Source organism: Pseudoalteromonas sp. 5Ae-yellow (assembly GCF_014077565.1).
Taxonomy (GTDB): domain Bacteria; phylum Pseudomonadota; class Gammaproteobacteria; order Enterobacterales; family Alteromonadaceae; genus Pseudoalteromonas.
The window spans coordinates 39418-46998 of record NZ_JACGWD010000029.1 but is presented as its reverse complement, the minus strand read 5'-3'; the positions used below and the strand labels follow the sequence as shown (position 1 = coordinate 46998).

Sequence of the window (7581 nt, the reverse complement as noted above, 5' to 3'; positions counted from 1 at the left end):
ATGTCCCGTCTGTTAACATTAATCTTGGCATGTAGGTTCGGTGTAAAGTTTTCTGGCGAATTCAATTATACCTTATCTTCATGCTGTTTGTTTTTCATACCACAAAGATCAACACGCCCTAGTCAAACACTTAATTAATATTTTCTTCTTTTAAGTTATAGAAACGTCTGCTAGTTCTATTTAAGGAGAGCGTGGCTAGTAGTAATTGGAAAAACAAAATAAATCGCTTTGTTTTCTTGAATATTTAGAAAGTAATTTAGTAAAAGCGCCCTGAGAACATTAAATTTAGCTCTTTTTGGCTGAAAATGAATCAAACGTAACGTTTGAATGGTTAATGTTAAAGCAATTCTTCTTTTGAAGATAATTCACAACATCAAACCACTCAGTATCTACATTATGCTTTACTATTCCCTTGGAAATAATTTGGCCATAGCATTTATTGAATCCACTAAAATTAAAGTAGTTATTAGTAAGCGCATTAATATTATTTCTAGCTAGCTCTACCGCATCGCTAATTAGTTTTCTATTAAGTGTATGTTTCTGCCCAATAGCATAAACATAACCATCTATAATTTCTTTTAAATCAATAGTATCGCTTTCATTTAATATCTCTTTTGGAACACCGAAATTTATTAATTCATCATATTCATAGAATATTTCAAAACATATAAAAAAGCCTTCGGCGTTATTAATGTTATTAGTTCTAAATTTGTTAATTGGCAATGCACTGTGTTGGCTATAACCCCTTAATTTACAAGCGATACGGTAAAGGTTGTTATTTTCAAAAATACTCTTACGCTGTTCTCTAACTTTTTGAATTACTGCTTCATCTTTAGTGATGTCGTAAGCAAGTGTTTTGGGAGGGTTATTGTTTTTACTCTTTTTTTTATTTTTGTTAGGCTCTTCAAAGTAATGCCAATCCAAATATAATTTACCCAAGTTTAGAAGGTTAAATGCTAGGCGGTTCAATGAGCTTCTTATTTCGTGGTTTACATTATAGTCTAGTAGCATGCTTGTTGCTGTTCTCATATTCCAATAGTTTAGCTTATTTTTAAAATCCCAATGAGCTTCTATTACCTGGTCGTAGAGTGTTTCAACTTTCAAAGTGTTAGAAAGAACTTTTCTGGACTTTAAAAAATCTTCAACAATATTTTCAGAGAGCTTGTAGACTTTCTCCTCATAGTTTTCAATATTTGTAACAATAAACTGATTCAATTTTACACCATGCAAAGCAACAACAATCTAAGGTTTCATTTTGCACGTGGAAACCAACTTTATCAACGACCGTTGTTCGCTCATTGTTACATGTCAGGTTAAGTCTATCCGTTTAAACTCTAAGTTCAGGTATTAATTCTATATATCAATTATTAGCTCTGTGCATTCAAACTGTTTAGAGATCATACTTATGATATTTTCTTTAATAGCCCTCACTATATTTATACCTCTGAAACACTGCTAAATAGGTCTGTTAGAGCAATTTTAAACAACTATAAAAGCAGTATGCTTACGTTTTTAATAAGTAGGCTGAGTTCAATTTTGAAGAGCATAAAACTGAGCGACTATAGCTCATAAAAAAAGCCTAAAAGCGGTTACCCACTTTTAGGCTTAGTAGTTTTTGTATTTAAACAGGTATTAAAAATATCTATTTAAAACACTTATTTCATTTATGCAGCTAAATTAGCTAGCGATCATAATGCTTTTAACATTCACAAATTCGCGCATACCAAAGCCGCCGTGCTCTCGGCCGTAGCCACTTTCTTTAACACCACCAAACGGTAGGTTAGGTTGTGCTAAACCGTAGCCGTTAATATTGATCATGCCTGTGTCGAAGTACTTTTTAGCTAGTTCAATGGCTTTTTTCTCATCTTTAGAGAAAATACCGCCGCCTAAACCGTAGCGAGAGTCGTTAGCGATGCGTATTGCATCATCGTTGTCTTTCGCTTTAATAAGCGAAGCTACTGGGCCAAATAATTCGTCGTCATAGGCTGGCATACCAGGTGATAGGTTATCAAGTAGCGTTGGTGGGTAGTAGTAACCTGTTTGCGAAGGTATTTCGCCGCCCGTTACTATGTTTGCACCTGCTTTAACTGATTCCATTACTTGGTCGTGAATGCCGTCGCGTAAATCTTCACGAGCCATTGGGCCTAAATCTGTATCGTCAGCCATTGGGTCGCCCATTTTCATGGCTTCAAATTGCTCTTTAATTTGCGCTTTAAAGTCATCGTAAAGTGACTCTACAACCACAAAGCGTTTAGCTGAAACACACGTTTCACCGTTATTGATCATGCGACCTGTTACACAGGTTTTAACTGCAAGCTCTAAATCGGCATCATCGAGTACTAAGTAAGCGTCATTACTACCAAGTTCTAACACTGTCTTTTTAACGTGTTTACCCGCTTCTTCAGCTACTTTTTTACCTGTCGCATCACTACCCGTAAAGGTTACGCCGCTAATTGCTTTGTGTGCAATTAGAGAACTGGCGGTTTTGCCGTCGATAAGTAAATTGTTAAAGCAATACTCTGGGAAACCAGCTTGTTTAAATAGCTCTTCAATTTTTTCAGCCATGCCAAAGACGTTACCAGCATGTTTTAATACGGTTGTGTTACCCGCCATGATGTTGGCAGCACTGTAACGAATTACTTGATAAAGCGGGAAGTTCCACGGTTGAATACCTAATAATACGCCCGTTGGTTGGTAGCTAATGATTGCGCGGCCGCCGTCCATATCACGTTCTTCGTCAGCAAGTACTTGTGGGCCGTTTTCGGCGGTGTAACGACAAATAGCTGCACATAGTTCAACTTCTTGAAAGCCTTGCTCGTATACTTTACCCATTTCTTCGGTCATGAGTTTTGCAATAGATTCTTTTTGCTCTTCGAAAAGTGAGGCTAACTTATTAAGATATCTCGCACGTTCAGTGAACGACGTTAAGCGCCATTTTAAGTATGTTTCGTGAGATTTTTCGATTACCTGTTCAGCTTCTTTTTGAGAAAGTAGCGTATAGGTTTCAATGGTTTGCTCAGTTGCCGGATTAATCGTTTTAACTGTGTTACTCATTTCTATCTCCTTACAAATTAATTATCTATAAGGGTGCAAAACAAAAGCCAAAATCAAAAAAGCAATGTTAATTAAATTTAAGTCATTGAAATATAGAGTTCATTTCTTGTTTTTATTCTGCTAATAACTTTTTACTACTGTAAATATATTATCCAAGGCAGTAAAAAGTTCTGATTTATGCAAAAGTTACAAGGGTGATTGCTCATGTTTATTTAACTTATAGAAGTTCTCTAGCAATACGTTTTAATAGGTAGGTTTCTCGTAAAATGGAGAGTCCTTGTTTTTCACTATTAGCAAGTGTGCGCTCGTTATGTGCAATTGCGTCGTTAATATCAACCCATTTAGCGGTCATGCCATTTTGCTGCTCATAATGCTCTAACTGTGCTTTGCCAAACTCGTCGGCAATATTACATACAAAGCAATACGATTTAATATGAATAATATCAAAGTCGTCTTTATACCAAGGGCGATATTCTTCATAGAGTCCAAAGGCTTTAACAACACTTATTTTTTGTGCACCGGTTTCCTCGCTTAGTTCACGCATCAAACCTTGCTCAATACTTTCGCCTTCATCTACTCCACCACCAGGTAAACTGTAGTCTTCATAGCGGTTTGTATACATTAAAAGTATTTTATTATTTTTAATAACAATGGCGCGAGCCGTTAAACGGGTAAATTGACTGCCTTGGTCAATATTAATACCTGAATGTATTAAGGTTTTTAATTGCTGCATTTCGTCTCCTTTTTTAGGTTTTTAATAATAATAGTTGCTACCATTCTATAAATAGAAACGATTTTAATTATTAATCATAATTTATGATCGATTTTTTTCAGCATACGTAAATATTAGGTTGGTAACATTAATAGCATTTAATCGCTTAAGTTTATTTTAAAAATTAGATTCTGGGCGCACCTTTAAATTAATATCTAGGTTGCGTAGAATAAGGAAAAAGCATAGGGATTTATCATGTTAGACATACTTTTAGTAGATGACGACGTTGAATTTAGTGACGTTGTTTGCCACATAGTCGAATTCCTCGGCCACAATATAAGCACAGCTACCAGTTTAAAAGAAGCACATCAATGGTTTGAAAATAATGCCTTTGATCATGTGCTGCTTGATTTTATGCTGCCTGATGGTAGCGGTTTGCACTTACTTGATCACTTAAAAACGATTGGGCAATCTCCAAAAATTACACTTATTTCGGGCCATCCTTCAGTTAAAGGTATTTTAGCTGATATGTGTGAGCCAAATGTAGGGCATTTATTAAAACCATTACAACGTGAAGATTTAGAACTCGTTTTAAATGGCCCTAAAAAAGCAGTTAAAAAAGCAAAGTCGAGCGGTATTGTACGCCACTTTGGCGGTTTAATTGGTGAATCTGAGCCAATGCAAAAGCTTTACAACATGATTGAACGCGTAGCTAAAACAAATGCTAACGTGATGCTTATGGGTGAAAGTGGTGCAGGTAAAGAAGTAGTGGCTCAAGCTATTCATAACGCAAGCCAGTGCGAAGGGCCATTAGTTGCTAGCAACTGTGGTGCGCTTTCAAAAGAATTAATAGGTAGTGAATTATTTGGCCATGAAAAAGGCGCCTTTACCGGTGCTATAGCCCGCAAAGAAGGTGTATTTGAGCAATCAAATAACGGTACTTTGTTTTTAGATGAAGTGACCGAAATGCCAATTGATATGCAGCCAAATTTACTGCGAGTACTTGAAACTAAAAAAGTAACACGCGTAGGTGGTAACAGAGAAATACCAACCAATTGTCGTGTTATTTCAGCCACTAACCGCTCGCTTACCGATTTAGCGCAAAATAATATTATTCGTGAAGATATTTACTTTAGGTTGGCTGTTTTCCCTATTGATATACCGCCACTTCGCGATAGAAAAGAAGATATTCCTTTATTAGCTAAAGCCTTTTTAGATCAACTTAATGATGAAAACGGTACCGCATTTAGCTGGACACCCGCGCAGCTTAAAGAGTTACAGAGCTATGAATGGCCAGGTAATGTGCGCGAGCTTCGCCACGCTATACACCGTGCATTTATTATGAGCGATCCGCAAACCAGCGACATTACTCTACCTGATAACTTAGAGTCGCCTTTTTCGCGCGTTAATAATCAAGCGGCCGAAAAGCCAGTATCAGCAGGACAAACCATTGAAGAAGTTGAAAAAGAACTTATTCATGCAACGCTCGATAAGGTGCAAGGTAATAAAACGCTTGCTGCACAAATGCTGGGTATTAGTACTAAAACACTTTATAACCGCCTTAATGCATATGGCGGTATTGGTGAATACAAATAGATTTGAGGAAGGGCATGACATCCGATAACCAAACAGAGCAGCTAAACAAGTTAGTTCACGATGCAAGAGCGCCGCTTAATCGTATATCGATGAATGCAGAGCTTATTAAGTTGGTACTCGAAAACGATATGCCAAAAGATAAAGCGCTAGATGCACTTGATAAGATTATTAACAACTGTCAACAATGCAGTGAAAGTTTACAAAAAATAACTGACTCTCAATAAATATTAAGTGTTGTATAAACGCTAATTCGGGAAGCTAAATGAGCAAACAAGAACATCAAGGGAAAGCGAATATTACTTGGGCAGCTTTTATAGTTGTTGTGTTGAGTATTATTGTGGGTAACGCATTTTTAGCATTGAATACGATTCAAGGTTTAACACAAACCCAAAAAAGTTTAGACAACACTAATATGCTGACAACAGCAATTGAGCAACTACATTTGTCAATAGTGCAGGCTGAATCAGGCCAGCGTGGCTATTTATTAACAGAAGAGACTGACTATTTAACGCCTTACTACGATGCTATTGGACAAATTGAGGCGCAGACAGATCATGTTAAGTCGTTGCACTCTGAAATTGACGGTCAGGCTGAGCGTATTGCTCAGTTGCTTGTACTTGTCGATAGCAAAATTAAAGAGCTGAAGCAAACTGTAAACCTGGCACTTGATGATAGAGAAAGGCGTGCATTGTATGTGTTAAATACACATAAAGGCAGGGAGCTTTATAAGCAAATTAGAGAGTATGTTAATGAAATTCAAGACCGTGAATTACTCTTTAAAGTGAGCCATTTTTCAAAGTTAGCGCAAATTAAGAATGAAGCTAAAATCACGTTTGCTATTACAGCAGTCACAAGCATATTACTTATTATAGGTATGTTTGTAATGACGCGGCTTAATTTAAGAAATGCGGCACGGTATCGCTTTGAGCTTGAAAAACAAAACGAAACATTAGCAACTAAAGTGTCTGAGCGTACACAAGAGCTAACGTTGTATTCTGATGAACTGAGCCGAAGTAACCGAGAGCTTGAGGAGTTTGCTTTTGTTGCAAGTCATGATTTACAAGAGCCTCTTAGGAAAATTCAGGCATTTAGTGACCGTCTCGAAACCATGTTTAAAGATGAGCTTGGTGAAAAGGGTATTGATTATATTGGACGCATGAAAAATGCGGCGCAACGCATGTCTAATTTAATAAACGACTTACTAGAGTTTTCACGTATTACCACCCGCGGTAAAGATTTTGATGATACAAATTTAAACGACGTTGTAACCGATATACTCAGTGATTTAGAAATTGCCATAGGCGAGTCTAATACACAAGTTGATGTAGAGGATTTACCAGTTATTCAGGCTGATAAAAGCCAAATGCAGCAGTTGTTTTTAAACTTGTTGTCGAATGCTGTTAAATTTAGACGCCCAGATGTAAGTCCACATATAAAAATCAGTTACCAGCATGAAGACATTTTTAGCGAGGATCATAATGCTAATTTAAGCTTTCAAGTTATTACTATAGAAGATAACGGTATTGGTTTTTCACAAGACTATGCCGATAAAATATTTGTACCGTTTCAACGTTTACATGGCCGCTCACAATATAAAGGTACGGGTATAGGCCTTTCTGTATGTAGGCGTATTGTGGAACGCCATGGCGGAACAATTACAGCCCAAAGTAAAGACGGTGAAGGTGCAACCTTCATTATAAAACTACCTGTGGAAGCTGAGCTTTTCACATTGCAAGGAGAGGCTTAAATGCCCTATTCAAAAGTAAAACCGATTACTATTTTAATGGCAGACGATGATGAAGATGATCGTTTGTTAACACAAGATGCCCTTGCCGAAAGCCGTGTACTTAACGAGCTTCATTTTGTAGAAGACGGCGTTGAGTTACTTGAATATTTAGAACGTAAAGGTAAGTTTGAAGACAAAGCAGTTTCGCCGCGTCCTGGACTTATATTACTTGATTTAAATATGCCTAGAATGGATGGCCGTGAAGCACTTGAAGCTATAAAAGGAAACCCTAACTTAAAGGGAATTCCGGTTGTTATATTAACTACGTCTAAACAAGAAGAAGACATGGTTAAAGGGTATAACTTAGGTGCTGCATCTTACATTACAAAACCAGTAACGTTTGATGGTTTGGTTGATTTGATGAAAACGCTAGGAAAATACTGGGTAGAATTTGTAGAGCTACCGACAACATTTAACGATTAATGGAGATTGT

At 37.0% G+C, this 7581-nt stretch carries 7 protein-coding genes; 4 read left to right on the top strand and 3 right to left on the bottom strand.

Features of this window, described 5'->3' with window-relative positions; genetic code table 11:
* Positions 1–285: 285 nt before the first annotated feature.
* From H4J63_RS09770 to H4J63_RS09760, 3 genes are all read right to left on the bottom strand, one after another.
* The gene (locus H4J63_RS09770) at positions 286–1215 is read right to left on the bottom strand and encodes a hypothetical protein (protein WP_182196239.1); all 930 of its coding nucleotides are present in this window, start codon (positions 1213–1215) and stop codon (positions 286–288) included.
* A gap of 462 nt (positions 1216–1677) precedes the next feature.
* The gene (locus H4J63_RS09765) at positions 1678–3054 is read right to left on the bottom strand and encodes an NAD-dependent succinate-semialdehyde dehydrogenase (RefSeq protein WP_182196237.1); all 1377 of its coding nucleotides are present in this window, start codon (positions 3052–3054) and stop codon (positions 1678–1680) included.
* Positions 3055–3271: 217 nt separating this feature from the next.
* Positions 3272–3787, bottom strand: a complete 516-nt coding sequence (locus H4J63_RS09760) for an NUDIX hydrolase (RefSeq protein ID WP_002958085.1) — start codon at positions 3785–3787, stop codon at positions 3272–3274.
* 234 nt (positions 3788–4021) lie between these two features.
* On the opposite strand from H4J63_RS09760, the gene H4J63_RS09755 reads away from it, so the two are divergent.
* The 4 genes from H4J63_RS09755 to H4J63_RS09740 are packed head-to-tail and all read left to right on the top strand — an operon-like array spanning position 4022 to position 7571.
* Positions 4022–5362 (top strand): sigma-54 dependent transcriptional regulator, encoded by a 1341-nt coding sequence (locus H4J63_RS09755; protein ID WP_182196234.1) that lies wholly within the window; start codon positions 4022–4024, stop codon positions 5360–5362.
* Positions 5363–5376: 14 nt separating this feature from the next.
* Entirely contained in the window at positions 5377–5586 is a 210-nt protein-coding gene (locus H4J63_RS09750; RefSeq protein ID WP_002958087.1) for a histidine kinase dimerization/phospho-acceptor domain-containing protein, read from the top strand.
* Positions 5587–5624: 38 nt separating this feature from the next.
* Positions 5625–7109, top strand: coding sequence for an ATP-binding protein (locus H4J63_RS09745; protein ID WP_024604346.1), 1485 nt, complete (start codon positions 5625–5627; stop codon positions 7107–7109).
* Positions 7110–7571 carry a response regulator gene (locus H4J63_RS09740; protein WP_039485075.1) on the top strand — a complete coding sequence of 154 codons (462 nt, stop codon included), beginning with the start codon at positions 7110–7112 and terminating at the stop codon, positions 7569–7571. It begins immediately after the preceding gene.
* Positions 7572–7581 lie beyond the last annotated feature (10 nt).